This is a genomic window from Endozoicomonas sp. Mp262 (genome assembly GCF_025643335.1).
Taxonomy (GTDB): domain Bacteria; phylum Pseudomonadota; class Gammaproteobacteria; order Pseudomonadales; family Endozoicomonadaceae; genus Endonucleibacter.
Genome location: NZ_CP092489.1, coordinates 3,995,961 through 4,014,957, shown reverse-complemented (window position 1 = coordinate 4,014,957; position 18,997 = coordinate 3,995,961). Strand labels below are relative to the sequence as shown.

The 18,997-nt window shown below is 48.3% G+C and carries 20 protein-coding genes; 12 read left to right on the top strand and 8 right to left on the bottom strand.

From position 1 onward, the window contains the following. Positions 1-21 precede the first annotated feature (21 nt). On the top strand, positions 22-993 hold the full coding sequence (cysK, locus tag MJ595_RS17530; protein ID WP_263079339.1) for a cysteine synthase A: 972 nt from the start codon (positions 22-24) through the stop codon (positions 991-993). 46 nt (positions 994-1,039) lie between these two features. Here cysK and sctU read toward each other — a convergent pair whose 3' ends face one another. From sctU to sctN, 8 genes are read right to left on the bottom strand one after another with little or no spacing between them, the layout of a single operon-like run. Beyond that, positions 1,040-2,104: a type III secretion system export apparatus subunit SctU gene (gene sctU, locus MJ595_RS17525; protein ID WP_263079338.1), complete on the bottom strand. Its 1,065-nt coding sequence runs from the start codon at positions 2,102-2,104 to the stop codon at positions 1,040-1,042. Positions 2,105-2,109: 5 nt separating this feature from the next. After that, a complete protein-coding gene (gene sctT / locus MJ595_RS17520) occupies positions 2,110-2,901 on the bottom strand; it encodes a type III secretion system export apparatus subunit SctT (RefSeq protein ID WP_263079336.1) in 792 nt (263 codons plus the stop codon). Next, entirely contained in the window at positions 2,898-3,164 is a 267-nt protein-coding gene (sctS, locus tag MJ595_RS17515) for a type III secretion system export apparatus subunit SctS (protein ID WP_263079335.1), read from the bottom strand. Before sctS ends, sctT begins: the two co-directional genes overlap by 4 nt. Positions 3,165-3,200: 36 nt before the next feature. Beyond that, positions 3,201-3,851, bottom strand: coding sequence for a type III secretion system export apparatus subunit SctR (gene sctR / locus MJ595_RS17510; RefSeq protein ID WP_263079334.1), 651 nt, complete (start codon positions 3,849-3,851; stop codon positions 3,201-3,203). Next, the gene (gene sctQ, locus MJ595_RS17505; RefSeq protein WP_263079333.1) at positions 3,851-4,894 is read right to left on the bottom strand and encodes a type III secretion system cytoplasmic ring protein SctQ; all 1,044 of its coding nucleotides are present in this window, start codon (positions 4,892-4,894) and stop codon (positions 3,851-3,853) included. The genes sctR and sctQ overlap by 1 nt, the downstream gene beginning before the upstream one ends. Continuing rightward, positions 4,891-6,354: a hypothetical protein gene (locus MJ595_RS17500; RefSeq protein ID WP_263079332.1), complete on the bottom strand. Its 1,464-nt coding sequence runs from the start codon at positions 6,352-6,354 to the stop codon at positions 4,891-4,893. The genes sctQ and MJ595_RS17500 overlap by 4 nt, the downstream gene beginning before the upstream one ends. Then, positions 6,351-6,830: a type III secretion protein gene (locus MJ595_RS17495; RefSeq protein ID WP_263079331.1), complete on the bottom strand. Its 480-nt coding sequence runs from the start codon at positions 6,828-6,830 to the stop codon at positions 6,351-6,353. The genes MJ595_RS17500 and MJ595_RS17495 overlap by 4 nt, the downstream gene beginning before the upstream one ends. Further along, complete coding sequence (gene sctN, locus MJ595_RS17490; protein ID WP_263322533.1) at positions 6,830-8,128, bottom strand: type III secretion system ATPase SctN; 1,299 nt, start codon at positions 8,126-8,128, stop codon at positions 6,830-6,832. Before sctN ends, MJ595_RS17495 begins: the two co-directional genes overlap by 1 nt. A gap of 267 nt (positions 8,129-8,395) precedes the next feature. On the opposite strand from sctN, the gene sctW reads away from it, so the two are divergent. From sctW to MJ595_RS17435, 11 genes are all read left to right on the top strand, one after another. Next, entirely contained in the window at positions 8,396-9,523 is a 1,128-nt protein-coding gene (sctW, locus tag MJ595_RS17485; protein WP_263079330.1) for a type III secretion system gatekeeper subunit SctW, read from the top strand. After that, entirely contained in the window at positions 9,516-9,878 is a 363-nt protein-coding gene (locus MJ595_RS17480) for a hypothetical protein (RefSeq protein ID WP_263079329.1), read from the top strand. Before sctW ends, MJ595_RS17480 begins: the two co-directional genes overlap by 8 nt. Further along, on the top strand, positions 9,875-10,240 hold the full coding sequence (locus tag MJ595_RS17475) for a hypothetical protein (RefSeq protein ID WP_263079328.1): 366 nt from the start codon (positions 9,875-9,877) through the stop codon (positions 10,238-10,240). The genes MJ595_RS17480 and MJ595_RS17475 overlap by 4 nt, the downstream gene beginning before the upstream one ends. Before the next feature lie 52 nt (positions 10,241-10,292). Continuing rightward, on the top strand, positions 10,293-10,637 hold the full coding sequence (locus tag MJ595_RS17470; RefSeq protein ID WP_263079327.1) for a hypothetical protein: 345 nt from the start codon (positions 10,293-10,295) through the stop codon (positions 10,635-10,637). Beyond that, complete coding sequence (gene sctV / locus MJ595_RS17465) at positions 10,621-12,738, top strand: type III secretion system export apparatus subunit SctV (protein WP_263079326.1); 2,118 nt, start codon at positions 10,621-10,623, stop codon at positions 12,736-12,738. The genes MJ595_RS17470 and sctV overlap by 17 nt, the downstream gene beginning before the upstream one ends. After that, entirely contained in the window at positions 12,735-13,241 is a 507-nt protein-coding gene (locus tag MJ595_RS17460) for a hypothetical protein (RefSeq protein WP_263079325.1), read from the top strand. Before sctV ends, MJ595_RS17460 begins: the two co-directional genes overlap by 4 nt. Positions 13,242-13,496: 255 nt before the next feature. Next, positions 13,497-14,744, top strand: a complete 1,248-nt coding sequence (locus MJ595_RS17455) for a virulence-associated V antigen (RefSeq protein ID WP_263079323.1) — start codon at positions 13,497-13,499, stop codon at positions 14,742-14,744. A gap of 51 nt (positions 14,745-14,795) precedes the next feature. Then, positions 14,796-15,308 (top strand): SycD/LcrH family type III secretion system chaperone, encoded by a 513-nt coding sequence (locus MJ595_RS17450; protein WP_263079321.1) that lies wholly within the window; start codon positions 14,796-14,798, stop codon positions 15,306-15,308. An 89-nt stretch (positions 15,309-15,397) separates the two neighbouring features. Then, on the top strand, positions 15,398-16,408 hold the full coding sequence (sctE, locus tag MJ595_RS17445; RefSeq protein WP_263079319.1) for a type III secretion system translocon subunit SctE: 1,011 nt from the start codon (positions 15,398-15,400) through the stop codon (positions 16,406-16,408). Between the two features lie 10 nt (positions 16,409-16,418). After that, on the top strand, positions 16,419-17,204 hold the full coding sequence (gene sctB / locus MJ595_RS17440) for a type III secretion system translocon subunit SctB (protein WP_263079318.1): 786 nt from the start codon (positions 16,419-16,421) through the stop codon (positions 17,202-17,204). Between the two features lie 217 nt (positions 17,205-17,421). After that, entirely contained in the window at positions 17,422-18,960 is a 1,539-nt protein-coding gene (locus MJ595_RS17435; RefSeq protein WP_263079317.1) for a hypothetical protein, read from the top strand. The last annotated feature ends 37 nt before the right edge of the window (positions 18,961-18,997 follow it).

Below are 18,997 nucleotides of genomic sequence, written 5' to 3'. Positions count from 1 at the left end.
TCAGGCTTCGTAAGGAAGGTCATGGCTAGAATATACGACGATAACTCGCAATCTATTGGGAATACACCGTTAGTCAGGCTAAACCGGCTGGCTCCGGGTTACAGTATCCTGGTTAAACTGGAGTCACGGAATCCGGCTAATAGCGTGAAGTGTCGTATTGGTGCCAGTATGGTGTGGGATGCTGAAGCTTCAGGGCGCTTGAAACCCGGAATGGAGCTGGTGGAACCCACCAGTGGCAATACCGGTATTGCCCTTGCTTTTGTGGCCGCATCAAGAGGTATTCCCCTGACATTAACCATGCCTGCTTCCATGAGCCTGGAGCGTAGAAAAATCATGAAGGCCCTGGGGGCGAGTCTGGTACTGACTGAACCGGCTAAAGGTATGACTGGGGCAGTGGCCAAGGCTAAGGAAATTGCCAGCCAGAATCCCGCTAAATACCTTTTGCTGCAGCAATTTGAGAATCCGGCCAACCCGAAAATCCATGAAGAAACCACGGGACCTGAAATCTGGAATGACACCGATGGCAAAGTGGATATTTTTGTTGCCGGTGTGGGTACTGGCGGTACTATCAGCGGGGTATCCCGCTATTTTAAGAAAATACAGGGCAAGCCTGTACTATCCGTTGCCGTTGAACCAGAAGCCTCGCCAGTGATTAGCCAGACCCTTGCCGGTGATGAAATCAAGCCAGCACCCCATAAAATCCAGGGTATTGGTGCCGGGTTTATTCCTGGCAACCTCGACCTGACACTGGTTGATAAAGTGGAGCAGGTATCTAATGAAGAGGCGATATCAACGGCTCACGAACTCATGAAAAAGGAAGGGATTTTATCCGGTATATCCGGTGGTGCCGCCGTTGCTGCCGCCCTGAAAGTGGCAAGGCAGCCTGCTAACCAGGGTAAAACCATTGTCGTTGTGTTGCCTGACTCCGGGGAGCGCTATCTAACAACGGCACTATTTGAGGGAATGTTTACCGAATTGGAAACGGTGCAGTAAATTAAGGTGCCCACTCTCTCGCTCTCGGCGAGAGAAGTGGTAAAACTCAGGAGTAGCCATTGTCTTTGTTCCCATTGTGCTGATTAACCTGCTCAGCCCAGCGTAATACTTCTGCCACCGGCTGAATAAGATCTGCAGGGACATAGTCACCGGGATCGATATCGGCAAATAGCGCTCTTGCCAGCGGAACCTGCTGCATGATCGGAATACCTTCCTCTTCCGCAATGCGGCGAATAAGCCGGGCTTTTTCTGCCGAACCTTTAACGGTAATTATGGGGAGTGGGGTCATACCCCGCTGGTAAAGGATGCCTACAGCAATATGGGTGGGATTAGTGACAATAGCACTGGATTGCTTGACGTTTTTACGGACAGACGACTGCATCTCCTGATGTAGCTGACGACGGCGACCCTTTATTTCAGGATTACCCTCTGATTCTTTGTATTCCCGCTTTACTTCATCCTTGCTCATCCGCAGCTGTTTTCTGTGCTGATAGCGTTCAAATAAAAAGTCGGCAGCTGCCACCAGAACAAAGCCAACGGCAGCATAGAGCAACAGCTGTTTTATCTGGATGCCCACAATGGGCAGAAGGCACTGCTCTCCGCAATGCTGCATTTGCAGTAATAAGCCCAGGTTGTCATGGAGTACCCACCAGACCAGAGTAGTTAGTACTGTGACTTTTAGCAGGGACTTAAACAGTTCCATCAGGTTTTTGATGGAGAACAGGCGCTTAAGTCCTTTCATGGGGTCAATTTTTTCCAGTTTTGGAAGAATGGGGTCTATGGAAAAAAGGAGGCCTATCTGCCCGAGATTACCCACGAGCGCTGCAATAAGCGCAGCTGCCAGTAGCGGGGCTAGCAGTATTAATACTTCGTGCAGGATTGCGGGAACAACCCGTGTTAGTGCTTCAGCGAAGGGCTGGTCAATAAAGTCCATGGGAAGTATTAACAGGGCTTCCAGATGTGCGAGATAAAAATCGTCAAAGGCAAAAAGGGTTCCCACAATCGCCAGAATAATAATGACCGAAGGGATTTCCTTACTTTTTGCCACCTGTCCTTTTTTTCGGGCATCCCGCAGCCTTTTCGGCGTCGCCTGTTCCGTTTTTTCAGACATAACCGTTATCCAGAGAGCAAGCCCAGTAACTGATCGACCATTTCTGATATATTGTACATGGGTTCAGAAAGGCGGCTCATCAGCAGACTGTAGTAAAGTATGAGTAGAGTTCCCCCCACACCACTTTTAATAGGCATGGAAAGAGAAAATACATTGAGTTGGGGAGCAAACCGGCTAATCAGTGCCAGGCCAAACTCGGCCAGAAACATGGCCATAATGATAGGAGCCGCAAGAATGACCGTTAGTTTAACCAGCAAGCCAAGCTGACTGATCAGAAAGTCAACGCTTTCTATACCAAATGTGGGATAGAAGGCCGTCACTGGCCAGAACTGGTAGCTTTTATAAACCACACCTAGCAAGATTAGCAGTCCCCCCCCAGCAAAAAACAGAGTGACCAGCCCCTGGGTTAGCATAATGCCCAAGGGCGATGATTGGGTTTCCAGGGCTGGGTTCATGGATGATGCCATGGTGGCGCCCCGCTGGTTATCAATCAAAAAACCTGTGGCCTCTGCTACCCAGAAAGGTACAGAGGCACAGTACCCAACGATTAAACCAATGGCTGTCTCTTTAAGGATGGTGACAAGAATGCCGCTGATACTGGCGGGTAAGTCAGGCATGGTTCCCAGCACCATAGGGCAGATAAAAACAGCCAGGCTAAAGACAACACCGTTTCGAATTAAGCGGCCGCCCAGCATTTTTTTACCCAGGACTGGCAGCATGATAAAAATAGCCATTAGCCTGGGCAGGCTGATGGTGAATGCGGTGGCCGCTTCCTTTATTGAGTCCAGCTCAATCATGTTAGCCCCGGCATGGTGTCAAACAGTGCCAAGGCAAAGCTGAATAACTCGGTACCCAGCCACCGGGCCGTTACCAGCAAGGTAATGCTGACAGTGACCAGCTTGACCACAAAGCCTAATGTCTGCTCCTGAACCTGGGTCAGTGCCTGCACCAGGCTGACCAGGGTGCCTACTATTGCCGCCACGGCAATGGGAGGCATGGACAGGAGTAGAATCAGCACCAGAGCCTGTTCGCTATATTGAATAATCTGGGCAGCGGTCATTGAGGAGATACTTCTTTCGTTTGGAGATCAGGTAAACTAAAAATAACTGCCAACCAGGCCATGGATCAGACGAGTCCAGCCGTCTACCAGGACAAATAGCAGTAGTTTAAAAGGCAGTGATATGGTCATGGGGGAGACCATCATCATGCCCATGGCCAGCAATACGTTGGAGACGATAAGGTCAATGGCGATAAAGGGTAAATACAGCAGAAAACCGATTTCAAAGGCCAGGGTCAACTCGCTGACAGTATAGGACGGTAGCAGAATCAGCAGACTGTCTTTATCAAGACGCTTTGAGTAGTTCTCTGGCCAGAGATTGGTGGCTGTATCCTGAAAAAACGCTATTTCCCGGGGTCGGGTATGGGATTGAAGAAAGCCACGGACAGGGGTGAGTCCCTCATTCCAGAAGTCCACCACAGAGGTTTTATTTTCCAGGCTGATATCATGGGATTCCCAATAGTCATAAACGGCAAAACCCACGGGTGCCATGATATACAGACTCAGGATAATGGCCATGCCATAGAGGGCAATATTCGGAGGAATCTGCTGAATCCCCAGGGCATTTCTGACCAGTGAGAAAACCACGGTTAACTTAATAAATGATGTGGCCATTACAGCCATAAATGGAATCAGTGATAGGGCCAGCAGGCCTGTTATCAGGGTAACCGGATCGGGTAAGCCGTTCATCAAGGCTCCCCGGCATCATGATCTCCAGTAAAGGAGAGTACTCGAACACCACAATGGTCACCGATTTTCACCAGTTCACCACGGCCAATGCATTGGCCGTTGACAGTAATCAGAACCGGCGCATCAAGAGGGTTATTCAGCTCAATAACATGCCCTGCCGTTATGTTTTTTACTTCGGCAAGGGTGCGGTTTGTGGAGCCAAGCTCAAAATTCAGCCTGATTGGCAGGGTATCCAGTGGCTGGTTTGTCTCAGGCTGAATGTTTTGGTTATTGTCCAAATAGTGATCCATGGGAGTTCCTTCGACTGATTCAATGGTGATCCTGCCATCCAGCAGGCTTCCAGAAGCAATAAGGGTGTTATTAATAGACAGGGCCAGTTTATTTTGGGCAATCAGGTTATTGTCGAATAATATGATGTCACCTGACGCTAATCGACGATAATCGGCACTGTCCAGGTCGGTGTAGCCACCGCAGAGGCTGATAGCCACAGGTATTCTATCTAACGATGGAGCTGGTGGTACTCTGGGTAGTTGTTTGAGCAGCTCCAGCAGCAAGTCAGTATTTTCACTGGAAAAATACAGGTCAAGGGCTGTGAAGTGGTTGGCTTCAGATGCAAAGACTATCTGGCAGCTCAGGTAATAGTCACCCTTTGAATGGGCTACTGTATCCGTATTACTGTTAAAATGAACCTTGTTCCCAATGGTTTGGTGGATAGAGGACTGCAGGCTCAGGATGCTTTTTTCCAAAAGTGCAAGGCGCAAGGGTTCAGGAACCTTGTGGGGCAAGGTTACTGCCAGTGTCTGTTGGAGCCAGTGGTTGAGTTGTGAGGAGGTAAGCCACACCGGGAGGGAGTGGTTACCCAGCTGAATACTCAAGGACAGGCACTCGGCAGGCAAAGATGACTGAATGGACAGGTTATTCAGCGAAAAAGAGCCGGGTGGGGTTACGATGGATACCGGTACTTTTACCTGGGTAATACCATTGCGAATAGCCACCTGTTCTTCAGGAATTTCCGTCAGTGAAAAAGTCTCAATATTGATCATTCCATATCATCCTCATCCATGCTGGCGACGTATTGTTGCCGGGAGCGGCCATCGGACGGGTTATCCTGACCGGATAAAACCGCAACGGATGTTCGTAAATGGGGGCAGGCTTCATTTAATTGCTGAGTGAGCTGTTGTTTACCAGCTGAGAGCAGTTCGCTGTTTTCCCGGGTCGCCAGAATTTCCACGTGCAGCTGATTGCCGGAGAGACTGAGTTGAATGCTTGTCCCCTGCAAGCCACTGCCCTTCATCTGGATATGCACAAGTCCCTGATCGGCAAGACGGGCCGCTGATACCTGAATGGATTCAACCAGCTTGTTAATTTGCTCAATTCGCCCGGCACTCTGTGTGTGAACTGTGGCTGTTTCATTGACTGATGGCGCTTGGGTTTGCATTCTTTGGAGAATGGCATCTCCGGAGATCACCTTATCCAGTGCTTCGGTTTTCTGAGTGGATATGTAGTTTGCTGGCCGTTTATCGGTAGCAGGCTCATGCTTGTGAGAATCTGTCTTGGTGTAACGTGGATTGGCATTAGGTACTGCCTCTTCACTGGGTGAAGTGACTTTCTGATCACTGACAGGGGATTTATCAGTCCCGGCAATAGACGGCTTATCCTGTTTAAAACGGGTAGATAACCCTTTTTCAGGGAAGGGCGTTACGGCCCGGGCTTTATTGGCTGCCAAATCTATTTTGTCCCTCTCGGGAACTGTTGCAGGTGTAGAGGGGGGCTGGAGCTCAGCACCGGGTTTTAAATGTGCAGGCTCAAATGACGTCTTTAGTTTGCCTGTGTTTTCACTGGCATCATGTATAGGCGACCTATCACCGGCAGGTACTCTATTCAGGTCAGGTATTGCTCCCGGTAAATCCTGGATACCCTCTATTTTTGGGTTGCGACTAGACTTGCGCAATTCCGAAAAACTGGTGTCTTCCCTGGGGAGCTTAGCTGACTGAAGTTGATGCTCATGTAGAGCTGAGTGGGGCAGTGTTTTTTTCTCAGTGGGCTTTTGTTTTTCATGGTGAGGAGATTGACTGCTATCTCCTGGTGTCATTTTGCGGGCTGTTTTTGCCAGACTGTTATCTTTGTTTATGGTGGCCGACCCGGGTGTTTTTATACGGGTTGCACTGGTTTCATTAACAGGATTTGGAGTAATGCCCGGCTCAATAATATTTGAACCATTAACAACTATGGCAGGTTGCTGGAATTCCTCATTTTGAGCATTTAAATAGTCAGCTTTTTCTGATTTTCGAGCGCGGTTTTGATGGTTGCTTAATTCGGGTTTGTCAGAACCGTTACTGTGTTTGGTCTCGCTGGTTTTCTCCTGGAGAGGTTTTTCCATCAGCCTGTGGAAATGGTTTTGCACGCTTTGAGAAAACGATTTTTGTGATGGCAGCGTTGTATCAATGGCATTCTCGCCATTGGGGGTAACAGGGCTTAAATCAAACGGATTTTGAATATTCATGGCAGGAAGTTTTCGTCGTTAGCATTACCAAAAGGCCTGTCTTCTTGTTCAAGCTCTTGCATGGTGGCTTCATAAATACGCGCTTCATCTTGCTCGCGTGTTTGCAGTTGCTGGAATTTTTCTAGTTTTTTACGGGTATGCTGATAGTGATTCCGGGACTGTAACAAGAGCTGCTGCTGGTTTTCCAGTTCGACTTTGGCACTGGCCAGTTTTGTTGCCCGGTCATTTTCCAGCTGTTGTAATTTAGCCAATGTAGCCTGAAAATCATCAATATCTTTAGATGTGCGAAGATCAGTGCAGAGTTGGCTGAATAGTCTGTTTTCTTCCTCTGGCCACCACTGCTGAAAGTCAGCCAATAGCTGCCGACACTGTTCCACATGCGTTGAAGCCTGATCAACAACAGCTTTCTGGCGGCTTAATTCGCTTAATGCCGTTTTCTCGCGTCGTTTGGCAATGCTTAGCAGGCGGGTAATCATCAGATGCCTGCAATGGCGAAGAGCTGTGCCCGGGTATCAGAAAATGCCTGGAATTCATGGGTGCCCTGGCGCAGCATGGCGTTAATCTGATCCATGCGCTGAATTGCTTCGTCTGCCAGGGGGTCCGCTCCCCGCTGGTATTCGCCGATCTGGAGTAGTAGTTCAACCTCCTCATACTTTGCCATCAGTTCACGCACCCTGGCGGCTGCCTGGAGGTGAGGTGGCTCCACAATGCGGTTCATGACCCGGCTGGCACTGCGCAAAACGTCAATGGCAGGGTAATGGCTGGATGCTGCCAGTTTACGGGAAAGGATAATATGACCATCCAGTAGCGAACGGGTTTCATCAGCAATGGGTTCGTTCATATCATCACCTTCAACCAGTACCGTATAGAAAGCGGTAATTGAGCCTTTGCTGGATTGCCCGGCACGTTCCAGCAAGCGAGGCAGGTTGGCAAATACAGAAGGGGGATAGCCCCGCCGGGTTGGAGGCTCGCCGGCAGCCAACCCTATTTCCCTAAGGGCCCGTGCATAGCGGGTCACTGAATCCATCAGCAGTAAAACCCGTTTGCCCTGGTCACGAAAATATTCCGCAATAGCTGTTGCTACACAGGCTGCCTTGGCCCGTTCCATCGCAGGACTGTCTGACGTGGATACAACAACCACAGACTTTTTCATGCCCTCTGGCCCCAGGTCATGCTCTATAAATTCCCTAACCTCCCGTCCCCGCTCACCAATCAGGGCCAGTACTGTTACATCGGCCTGTGCGGACCTGACCAGCATACTCAACAGGGTACTTTTACCACAGCCGGCAGCAGCAAATATGCCAAGACGCTGACCTTCGGCGCAGCACAGCATACTGTCTATGGCTCTCACCCCCATGGGGATAGCTGTATCTATAGTGGGTCGTGAGAGTGGGGAGGGCGGGTCTGCATAAACCGGACGCCATTCAGTGTGGCTGTCTGTGTCCAGGCCGGTGGTTTGCTCCATTGGCGTTCCCAGCCCATCGAGAACCTGTCCCAGCAAATGATCGCCAACCGCAATGGTGTGTTTCTTGCCTGAAGGGATGACTTCAGTCTGTGAAGAAATGCCCAGCATGTCGCCCATGGGGGTTAGTAAGGCGTATTTTTCCTGGAATCCAACCACTTCTGCCTGAAGCTCTAGGGAGCCGTCAGGGTTGGCCAGGGTGCATAGCTCACCCACTTTAACGCCGGTTACCAGTGCCTTGACAATGGCGCCAACCACTTGAACCACACGACCATGAACAGGAAACAGGTTGGCGTTATCAAATAACGTCATTAGTTTCTGTTCCGGGTTAACAGGGCTAAGTGTTTGGCTGGTCATTATTAAGGGTGATTCGAGTGTGAGTTTAAAAAAGGGGGAATCTAGCAAGTTGCTGGCTTATCAGTATAGAAAAATACGGCGGATATTTTATATTTTTGGTTGGTTCCCTATTGTCTATTCATTACCTAAAAATTCATAACTCAAATATAAAATCATTAGCCATTATTTTTCATAGACTATGGAAAAATCTGGATTAAACTTAAACCGAAAATTTTTTCAGGCATGGCTCCTGATGCCGGAATTCCCATGAAACCAGTGATTGACCGCCTACATACCAACGATATTGATTCCCATAGCCACTATACACAACAGGTGGATATCAAGGAGCAGAGTGGACGCTACCACGGAGAGCAGGCAAGGCTGGTTCAGAATCCCCAGTCATTGATTGAGTCAGCGGCAGAGGAGTTAACCTTTGGCCTGGCGGATCGGGAAGGTGATAACCGTACCCGCAAAAAAAATAAAAAGGAAATGAAAGAGGCTCTGGGCATTCAGAAAGAGCTGGTTAAAGAAGTGGAGCGTCGGAAGCAGCTTGAAGACAGCACCGATAAAATGAAAAAGCGCTCCATGCGAAATATCCGTGAAATGCGCGCTTTTCTTGAAGCTTACGACAGCGACCCCTACCGGCAGCACCAACTCTTGAGGCATGCCAAAAAACAGCTGTCAGGCCAGCCTGTTAACCAGGCCTTGCTGGAGTTGATTCATCAGGCCGAGACTGAGCTGGAAACTACTTATGGGGAAAGCATTCGGGCAGGCCAGAATATTCAGGGTGTTGCCGATGACTTTGCCATAACTAATGGAGCCATTGATGATCGCCAGCTACAGGGCTTTTACCGCAGTGCTGTGCTGGACTACGGTGGGCTGGCCCAGACTTATGGAAAGATCAGGGAACAGCATGGCTCCGCTGGTGTTGACCAGGGTTTCCGATTTTTGTTGAAGGCGTTGGCAGCGGACTATCGTGCGCAGGGTTCTTCTATTGATAAGAATCACCTGGCGATGATTATGCAGGATATGCATCAGCTTAGATTGCTTAATACGCTTTATGAGCATTGTTCTGAAATTTTACAGCGCCGGGATGAATTAATGGGGTATACCGCGCAGCAATTTATGCAGGATGTGCTGGATATCCAGGATAGTCAATGGCTGGAAGATGCCGCAATCAGGGCCTTTACCCTGCGGTCGGGTGCTGATGGCAGTGAAGCGGTTATTGGTTTCCTTCGGGACTTGAAAGGTACTTTCAATCTGTTGCCCGCTGAAAATTTCAGTGGTGATGAGCAGCGTGAACATATTCTTGATCGTATCCAGGCGTGTCAGGATTACCATATCAGGAAAGAGGAGGAAGCTCATGTCTAGCGAGTGGCTGACCGCGACAGTGGTTGATTTTTGTCGGTTAATGGGCTTTTCCGTAGAAGCCCTGCCGGTGATGATTGAGTTTGAAAAGCGTGGGACATTGAGCATTGAGGGTCATGGTGAACAATTGCTGGTTATTATGACCAGGCCTGTATTTCAGGATGTGCTGGCAGACCATATGCGTAAGGCGATGTCCCTGTGCCATTATCGCAGGCAATCATTTTTTACTATTCAGGCCGCCATGCACGGTGATGACCGAATTGCATTTATTGCCCGTCTTGAAGGGGATGATATTTCTGTCACCAATCTTGAACGGGTGGTGAAATGGCTAACGCGAATGCATGATCAGTTACTATGAAAATTTCTCCCCTTAACAGGGGGCTTGACCAGGTTCAGTTAGGGCCTCAGCAAGCGCCTCTGAAAGAATTTCCTTCCCAAAAGGAGCTACCGCCAGATGGTCAGGCAGTCACTGACCATGTGGCCAACATGTATCCGGCAGGCAGGGGCGAGCTTTTGCTGGAAAACTTTGCCCGCCCGGACACCGATGATCTCATGCTGCATGCACCGTCTATTAGTTGCCGCACCTTTGATTCCCTCATGCAGGCACTAAGTCAGGCTCCTGAAAACAGTGCGGCTGCCGCAGCATTGACACTATTAAAAGAGCAGCAAATGGATCTTGCCTATTTGCAGGCTAACCTTAAAAACCTTGTTCAAGCGTAATTTTCGGTAAAAGAGCGCTTTAAGATGTAACATGCCGCAGGTTTGTCTCGTAATGTCCTTATCTTCTTCTGAACGACAGTGGTTGCTTAATCGCGCCTGGACCTGTCTAAAATATCATCAGCCAGAACAGGCCTCTACCTTTTTACGCTGTTTGCTGGAGTATTTTCCTGATTTTCTTCCGGCAGAGCGAATGCTGTTAATTGCCTTGCTGAAATGCGGACATTACTCCGAGGTGGTGGTAATGACGGATAGTTTGATGGAAAGGTCGCTGGCATTATCCGAGCGAGCCGCGGTTTACTTATGTCGCACCCAGGCCTTGTTAAAGCTGGGAGAAGTAGAACAGGCCAAATCCAGTTATCGCCTTTACCAGGAGACACTGAATGAACTTCAGGGCTGAACCAGCCAGATTGCTTAACCTTATAGGCCAGCGCAGTGATGTGATGCTGGCAGTGATGTTGATGATGGTGGTATTCCTGATGATACTGCCATTGCCTACTATGCTGGTGGATGTGCTGATCGGCACCAATATGGGTATTGCCGTAATTATGATGATGCTGGCTATTTATATCCAGAGTCCTCTTGAGTTCAGCGCCTTTCCTTCGGTTTTGCTGTTGACAACCCTGTTCCGGCTTTCCCTTTCCATTACCACTACCCGGTTGATTTTGTTGCAGGCTGATGCCGGACAAATTGTTTACACCTTTGGTGACTTTGTTGTGGGGGGGAACCTGGTGGTTGGCCTGGTTATCTTCCTGATTATTACCATTGTTCAGTTTATGGTTATCACCAAGGGATCGGAGCGGGTAGCAGAAGTCAGTGCCCGTTTTTCCCTGGATGCCATGCCCGGTAAACAAATGAGTATTGATGGCGATATGCGTGCCGGGGTGATCGACCAGCAGGAGGCCCAGCGTCGTCGTTCCCGGGTACAAAAGGAAAGTCAGCTTTATGGCTCCATGGATGGTGCCATGAAGTTTGTCAAGGGTGATGCCATGGCTGGCCTGATTATCACTGCGGTAAACCTGCTGGGCGGTGTCGGGGTAGGGGTGATGCAGCATGGTATGAGTGGTGCGGAAGCCCTGGATACCTATGCAATTCTGACTATTGGTGATGGCTTGATCGCCCAGATTCCAGCGCTGCTGATATCCATTACCGCCGGTATTATTGTAACCCGGGTAGGGAGTGATGATGAGGATAACTCCAACCTGGGTAACACCATTGGCAAGCAGGTAACCGGCCATCCCAAAGCGCTGCTTATTGGTGGTTCTTTATTGCTGATCTTTGCTGTTATTCCTGGCTTTCCAGTGGCTACCTTTCTTTCCCTGGCTGTTGTTGTGGGCGGTGGTGGCTTGTTTATGATCAGAAAGAGTAAAAAGCAGAAAGAGGCTCCGGATAACCGTTCCCTGATTACCCATACTGCCAGCGCTGATAATGGGCATACCCCGGCTCGTTCTGGACCTGTGTCTGATGAACCCGATGCCTTTGCCCTGACCGTGCCACTACTGCTGGATGTGTCGTCTTCACTGCAACCCCTGCTGGCAGAGGTTCGGTTGGATGATGAGCTGGCCAAGTTAAGGAAGGCGCTTTACATGGACCTGGGCATTCCCTTTCCGGGTATTCATTTGCGGTTTAATGAAAACCTGCAGCCGGGCTGTTATCAGGTACAGTTACAGGAAGTACCGGTGGCCAGCGGAGTGCTGCGTCCTGACAGCTTGCTGTTGAATGAGTTTTCGAACACCTTGACTGTTCTGGGTATTGATGCAGAGCAGGGGGATCAGTTCCTGCCAGGGAAAGAAACTTATTGGGTTGCCAGTGAGCATGGGGCAGATCTGGATATGGCGGGTATTGGTTATATGAAACCCGTACAAATTTTAACCTATCATCTGGCTCATGTTCTAAAAACCCATGCTGATGACTTTATCGGCATCCAGGAAACCCGTTATCTGCTGGAACAGATGGAAGGTGGCTATGGTGAGCTGGTAAAAGAAGTCCAGCGTCTGTTACCACTGCAGAAAATTACCGAAATTATGCAACGGCTGGTTTCGGAAGATATCTCTATCCGTAATTTGAGAGCCATTCTTGAGGCTATGGTGGAATGGGGTCAGAAAGAGAAGGATGTGGTTCAGCTGACTGAATATATTCGTTGTAACCTGAAACGTTATATCTGTTACAAGTACAGTAATGGTCAGAATGTTTTACCCACTTATCTGCTTGACCCAAGTCTTGAGGATACTATTCGGGAAGGCATCCGCCAGACTTCCGGAGGCTGTTATCTGGCCCTTGATCCCTCTGTGACCCAGGCCTTTGTTGCAGAAGTTAAAAATACCGTGGGGAATATTGAGCAGTTGCAGCGGAAGCCTGTGTTGATGGTATCTATGGATATTCGCCGGTATGTCCGCAAGTTGCTGGAAGGAGAACTGGATGGTTTGCCGGTATTGTCATTTCAGGAAATGACCCGCCAGATAAATGCCCAGCCTATGGGGCGGGTGAGGCTGGCATCATGATGCATGAGATACCAGTCAGTGGCTCACCAAAGCCTTATATTGAGCCTGATCCTGTTACTGAAATGCTGAGAGGGCAGGGGAATGAGGTTTATAACCACTATCTTGCAGGCACTTCAATTGTTATTGGTGGGCGTATCCAGTGGGTTGACTGTGAACTCGTGTATCGTGTCGAGCCTGCTGATACCTTGATTATTGTGCTTTTTCAGCGCCTGCATGAGCGGGCGGGTCTAAAAAACAGTTTCAGGGATCTGGTCAGGTTTTGTGATTTTATTGCAGGCCATGTCCCGGAAATTAATACTGTCACAGGCACCACGATTCCCACCTTAACAGCTGCTGAGGGTGGCATTGCTGCCGAGCGTTTGCTAGCCATGTATCGTCGCTATATTGCCATGGAGTTGCGCGATGGTTGTGTTTATTTTGATTTAAAACGGTATCGTGAGAAAAAAAGAAGATATACGGCGGATTATTCCTGGATAACGAAAGTTGTGAATGGCAGTTTATGAAATATCCGGGCTAGTAGTTTGGTAAACGATGGCAAGTATTTTTAGCCCGTTTTTTTTATGAAAAAAGTATATATCTGTCTTTTATTTATGGGCGTATAGTGCCCTTTTTTTATTACTGGGTTTTTCTATACGGGTTTGACCTGATCCTGAAAACATTCATCTGAAATTGATAACACCTGCCAGGGTAAGTGGCTATGATCGAAGGCAGGTTAAATCGGTGCAATCACACTCTACCGGCATTTCAAGGTTTTTGTCATGATCAACGCTATCCATTCAAATGCACCTGTTATCCCCCAGGAATACAGTGCTTCAGGCCATGATGCCACGAATATGGCAGCCCTGATGTTAGAGGCAGACGGTCCGCTCAGGGCACTTGAACGAAGGGGGTATGGCCTGAACCTGGATCAGGTTGGTTTTCCGGAAAAATTGGCAGAGTCTCTCCAAAAGGCTTTGGACAACTATAAAACCGAACTGGGAGTGGAGGGTGAACTGTCTGAAATTGATGAAAGTCGCTTTATAGAACAGTTTGTTGGAAAGGCTGAAATGTTGCTAAAGGCAACTCCGGAAGTAGCCCGGGATCCTGTCAAATGGATGTCTCAGCTAGACGAATTGACAGCATCAAAACCGAAAAATTTTCATTATGCTGCCTATGCACCCAATACCAGGGCTGTGGGTGATATTGCTGGTAAGGAGCTTGCCGATAAACAGGTTATTTTAAATAACCTGTGGAAATGTTACGAAAAAATTAATCAAGCTGTTCGTGATGCCCATGAGAAAGGGCATGATAAAACGCCTGATTCACGTTACCCCATTTCGGATATGGCTGGGGACTTTCCCGTAGGAGAGGGTGGCCAGGTAAAGAGAGACTCATCCGGTGAGGTTGAGCTTAGATATCAGCATATGGTTAATTTTCTGAAAGATTTTTTTCCGGGATTCGAGCGTTTTTATCCGGGGAGATATGATGAGCAATCATTTAATGAATTAGTTTCCATTCAAAAAAAAGTATTGGGGACATTGGTAGATAAAACCGCTGAGTTGACCGGATGGCGGGATTCCATTAGTGCAACTGGTGGTCGAAATGTTCTAGAGATTTATCAGCAAAGGTTGAATGTACTCACAAAAAAACGAGAGACTCAATACAATGAAGTTAAAAAACTGGCCGATGAACAGGCTCTTTTAAATAGCGCCCGAGCCAAAGTAATTGAAAAACTTAAGTCCACAGATTCTACTAAGAATTCTACATCTTTAGGAGTACCCGATTTTACTCAGGATGAGAAGAACTTAATGAATACGCTTGGCGTTAGCTATGCCGGGGCAAGTACTAAAGGTGCGCTTGATATACTTTCTGAAAAACTGAGTAACGAAGTAAAAAAGAAAGGGGATAGTTCCCAGTTAAAAACCACCGACCTTCAGGACACCAATAGTAAATACAACAGTACAGTTGAGGCCATTAATAAATTTCTGCAACAGATGTATGAAGCCAGTAAGGCTCAGCTTTACTAGTTTTATTGATGGGTCTATCCACGGATTAAAAATTATTTAGCGGTTATTTTTATGAATACAGCAGTTTCTGAGCAGTCTAATCCAGAAGAAATTTCTGAAGCCCTGATTGAGTTCTTTGGTTCCGGGGGCACAGTAAAAACCCTGAAGGATATTCCACCGGGAGCTATCGAAGGTGGTTATGCCACAGCATTGAACTTTTATGAAAATGGTCGCCTGAAGGATAGTGAAAAAATCTTTCAGTTACTGTGTTTGCTGGATCATTACGATCCTCGCTTTTTTATGGGGCTTGGCGCGTGCCGCCAGCAAATGGAGCAATACGAACAGGCCATAGAAAGCTACAGTTTTGTCACCGTGCTGGATTGTAATGATCCCCGGCCTCCTTTTCATTCCGCTGAATGCCATATGGCGTTGGGAAAATTGGAAGAGGCTAAAAGTGGTTTTTATGCAGCCAGCCATTTTGAGGGTGGTGGTGAGCGCTTTAAGGAATTAAGGGAACGGGCACGGGCTATGTATGCCCTGGTTTCCAAGAAAATGGATACGGTCGCGAAAGCGGACGATAGATAACCCGGAAGGTTAATTGGTGTTTATTCTGGCCGGATATTTTCGGCCAGGGTATTCAAACAACCTTCTGATGATAGAGAAAGGAGAAATTCATGACTACTGTCAATGGCGCAGGTACTTCCCCTGTGATGACAGGGACTACTGAAGTGCTGGCTAGTCAGTTAAGCCATGCCACTGCAGAAGCTAAAAAAGCGGCGGGTGTTGCCCCGGGAGAGGCAAAGCCCACCGTTAACCGTAATGCAATTACACTGGATCCGGCCGCTTCAGGGAAATCATCCGATGATTTTATGTTGCTGCTGATGACGTTGGAGCAAGAGCTGGGTCGTAACAAGCTGCTGAATGCTAAAAAGGATATTGAATTATCCAAGACTCGCCATGAGCAGGAGCATACCAAAAACATTGATAAGCTTAAGGAAAGCCAGAAGAAAGCCCAGGAAGCCGAAAAGGCAGGCCTGGCCAAGAAAATTTTTGGCTGGGTTGCTACAGCTCTGAGTGTGATTGTTGCAGCTATTGTAACGGTGGCTACTTTTGGAGCGGGTGCAGGTGTTGGTGCAATGATCTGCGCAGGTGTTGTCCTGGCAACGGTTCTGGCCAGTGCTGCAATTCAAGCGGCCAATGAAGTGCAAGTAGAAGTGGATGGTGTGAAGATGGGAGCCTTCACCGCAGCCCTGTATCAGGCAGCCAAAAACAATATGTCTGATGATAAGGCCAAGGATTGCGCTACGTATTCTACATTGGCGATCCAATTGGCATTGGCCATTATCGGGGCGGTAGCCAGTATGGGGACTTCCGCCGTATCTTCCCTGGGTACCACTGTGAACCAGGTGAAGAATGTGACGGCTTTAGCCAGTGGGGCTGCCACTGTAGGTAGTGGGGCATCCGGAATTGCAGCCGGTGTGAAAAATCATGAGGCAAGTGAAGCTCAGGTTGATCGCTTGAAACTCAAGGCCATCATGAAGCAGTTACAGGCTCAGACCGACAAAACCAAGGATAAGATCAAAAATATCATGGATGAGATGCAGAGTTTGTTCCAGATGATTCTGGAGATGATGAATAGCAACGCAGATTCCTCCACCAGGATGACCAAGCGGGCGATGATTTAAGGAATTTGTTATGACTGATCTTAATTCAACTGTAATAAGCAGCTATAACCCTACTGGTATTCATGGCAGTACTCTGACTGGGGTGGCAGGCCATACAGGTTCTTCTGCCGCAGGAAAGACACATTTTTCTGCAAGTGATCCCGTTGCAAAACAGGGTGATTTAAAACCTGAACTTGATAGACCCTCTGCAACGCCTGATATGGAAGGACTGGCTTCTATTACCAAGGATTCTGACCTGTCAGTGTCAATGGGCAGCTTGATTAAGCTACTCATACAACTCGGTCAGTTAGGCTGGCAGATGAATATGGATAGCCGTGAGTCAGAGCTTCAGTCTCAAGTTTCCAGCATTAATAAGCAAGCGGAAAAAATGCATGATGCTGCTATTGTGGGGCTGGTGATGAGCGTTGTTTTTGGTGCCATTAATGTGATAGGAGGCCTGGTTAGTATTGGTGGGGCCAGTAAAAGTATTGGTAAACAAAAAAGCCTCAATGCATCTGGCGGAACTGAAGGCAAGCAGCAGCTGCTTACCCAGCAGGCTGGCAGGCGCAATATGATGGGAGAATCCATTGGTGGTGTTGGCAAGATGGGTGAAGGTATTGGTTCTGCAACCCAGCAAATAATGCAGGCTGATGCCAAGAAGGAAGAGGCAAACCAGGCAAAGCATCAGGCGGATATGCAAAAGGCTAATGATTTTATTCAACATTACACCAGTATGATTCGCGAACTGCGGAGTCTGTTTGCCCAGATTAACCAGGATTCCAACCAGACTGTTCGCAGTGTGGTTAATAAGGCCTGAGGCTATTAAAGCCATATGATAGCAGCTTAAAAACCAGACATGGCTTTAATAAGATGCTGTCGTTTATATAACCATCCTGGTCAATAAATCCTGTACCACCAGGGTGGTTTGTCTGAGACCGCTGGGTTATCGATAACCCTATGGTACTCACCACACAAGCCTCCCGTTGGTACATTGAGAAGCAGGCGCCAAGAATGCTTCTAAGGGAGATGATGTTATGAATACTCTCAATAGTCTGGGCAGGCCTGATGCACCTGTCCTGACCCCTGTGGTTTCAGATTCTGCTGAATCCTCTGGTAAACCCGCCATTTCCGTCCTGACTACTCCGGTGGAAGCAACAAAAAATAATAGTGTTTCAGAAGCGGGTCATTCTGCAATTATCCTGGATAGCGCCAGTAATTTTTCCACTGAAGATCTATTAGTGGCCCTAATGGCACTTAAGGAAAAAATCAGGTCGAACCAACTGGAATCCTCTGGGTTGGATATCCAATATAAATCATCAATTGCAAATCAGCTGCATGAAGCCAGTGAAAATCTCACCACTAAAAAAACGGCTTTGGAAAGTGCCAGTGATGTAGAGAAGGCAGCAAGACAGAAAAAGGACAAGGCACAGGATGGTGTAAAAAAAGCACAGAAAAACCTGGATAAAGCCGATTCTGCCCTGAAGGCGGCTGAGGAGAATTTCCAGCGGCTAAAACAAACAGAGCAGGAAAAAGAAGAGGTTGCCACCAGGGCCAATGAACAGGTTCAAAGGGCAGAGCAGGCTGCTGAACAGGCGAGAAAGGCTGCCATAGAGGCCGCACAAAAAGCTGCCAATGCCTCTCCTGGGGAAAAGGAGTCTTTGGAAAAAGCCGCGGAAGCGGCAGGGCTAAAGGCGGATCAAGCGAAAGATCGGCTGCGGGATGCTAAGGATCACCAAGCCCAGGCAATGGTTGCGGTGGATCAGGCAAAAACAGCTGTTAGCCAACAGGAAGTAACGGTTAATAAGGCGAAGTCAGATCAAGAGACGACATCGGCTGCATTATCAGAGGCCAAGAGCACACTTGCAACGGCGACGGCTGGGCATAATGCGGCTACTGAACATCTGAAATCGGCAGAGGCAGATGTAGAAGAGGCTGAAAGCAACGTGCAGGCAGCCAATTATGCCTATAACTCGGTGATGAGCAGTATAGAGCAGCGTTTGCAGACAACGCTGGGTGATATTGCCAAACAGGATACGACGGGAGCTTCTGCTGTGCTCAATAACCTGATCACCAGCGGTTCAGCCATGGCGGCAGCACTCACCAGCATCATTTTAGAGAATACGGTATCCAGTGATTTCCAGAATGGTCTTTCCCATAGCGCTAAGTTGAAACTGATTAATCAGGCGGCCAGCAGTGAAGAGCGGGTTAAACAAGCGGAGCAGGCTGAAAAAAATGTTATGAAGGCTGAGTTGTCGGCTGATCTGGCTCAGCTCTTTATTGGTACAGTGGCTGCATTTAGTGTGTTTGGAGCCAGTAAGCTCAAGGAGGTGGCTGCCATGAATTCGGGAATGGTGTCCCACCCACTGGATGCTGGTCAGGCATCTAATGGCAGGTTATCGGATGAGGGTTTTTCCAGTGAGATAACTGCGGCGAATTTGAAGGAAGGCGTTGCAGGAACGGCAGCCAGTTTGCAAGCGGTGTTAAATTCAGCCCAGGCATTACTTGAAGACAGTGGCAGTTTTGGCGGTGATATTTCCACAAAGCCGGTTCGGGGTGTTGTGAATAAGGTTTGATGGGTTTCTAACCGGGTGTGGTTGATGAGGTTTAAAT

Bases quoted from the DNA above. Each gene is read 5' to 3' on its own strand.
- sctT (WP_263079336.1), bottom strand. From the start codon at position 2,901: ATGATTGAGCTGGACTCAATAAAGGAAGCGGCCACCGCATTCACCATC.
- sctS (WP_263079335.1), bottom strand. From the start codon at position 3,164: ATGACCGCTGCCCAGATTATTCAATATAGCGAACAGGCTCTGGTGCTG.
- MJ595_RS17460 (WP_263079325.1), top strand. From the start codon at position 12,735: ATGATGCATGAGATACCAGTCAGTGGCTCACCAAAGCCTTATATTGAG.
- sctV (WP_263079326.1), top strand. From the start codon at position 10,621: ATGAACTTCAGGGCTGAACCAGCCAGATTGCTTAACCTTATAGGCCAG.
- sctR (WP_263079334.1), bottom strand. From the start codon at position 3,851: ATGAACGGCTTACCCGATCCGGTTACCCTGATAACAGGCCTGCTGGCC.
- sctW (WP_263079330.1), top strand. From the start codon at position 8,396: ATGGCTCCTGATGCCGGAATTCCCATGAAACCAGTGATTGACCGCCTA.
- cysK (WP_263079339.1), top strand. From the start codon at position 22: ATGGCTAGAATATACGACGATAACTCGCAATCTATTGGGAATACACCG.
- sctQ (WP_263079333.1), bottom strand. From the start codon at position 4,894: ATGATCAATATTGAGACTTTTTCACTGACGGAAATTCCTGAAGAACAG.
- MJ595_RS17495 (WP_263079331.1), bottom strand. From the start codon at position 6,830: ATGATTACCCGCCTGCTAAGCATTGCCAAACGACGCGAGAAAACGGCA.
- sctN (WP_263322533.1), bottom strand. From the start codon at position 8,128: ATGACGTTATTTGATAACGCCAACCTGTTTCCTGTTCATGGTCGTGTG.
- MJ595_RS17500 (WP_263079332.1), bottom strand. From the start codon at position 6,354: ATGAATATTCAAAATCCGTTTGATTTAAGCCCTGTTACCCCCAATGGC.
- MJ595_RS17435 (WP_263079317.1), top strand. From the start codon at position 17,422: ATGAATACTCTCAATAGTCTGGGCAGGCCTGATGCACCTGTCCTGACC.
- MJ595_RS17450 (WP_263079321.1), top strand. From the start codon at position 14,796: ATGAATACAGCAGTTTCTGAGCAGTCTAATCCAGAAGAAATTTCTGAA.
- MJ595_RS17475 (WP_263079328.1), top strand. From the start codon at position 9,875: ATGAAAATTTCTCCCCTTAACAGGGGGCTTGACCAGGTTCAGTTAGGG.
- MJ595_RS17455 (WP_263079323.1), top strand. From the start codon at position 13,497: ATGATCAACGCTATCCATTCAAATGCACCTGTTATCCCCCAGGAATAC.
- sctU (WP_263079338.1), bottom strand. From the start codon at position 2,104: ATGTCTGAAAAAACGGAACAGGCGACGCCGAAAAGGCTGCGGGATGCC.
- MJ595_RS17470 (WP_263079327.1), top strand. From the start codon at position 10,293: ATGTCCTTATCTTCTTCTGAACGACAGTGGTTGCTTAATCGCGCCTGG.
- MJ595_RS17480 (WP_263079329.1), top strand. From the start codon at position 9,516: ATGTCTAGCGAGTGGCTGACCGCGACAGTGGTTGATTTTTGTCGGTTA.
- sctE (WP_263079319.1), top strand. From the start codon at position 15,398: ATGACTACTGTCAATGGCGCAGGTACTTCCCCTGTGATGACAGGGACT.
- sctB (WP_263079318.1), top strand. From the start codon at position 16,419: ATGACTGATCTTAATTCAACTGTAATAAGCAGCTATAACCCTACTGGT.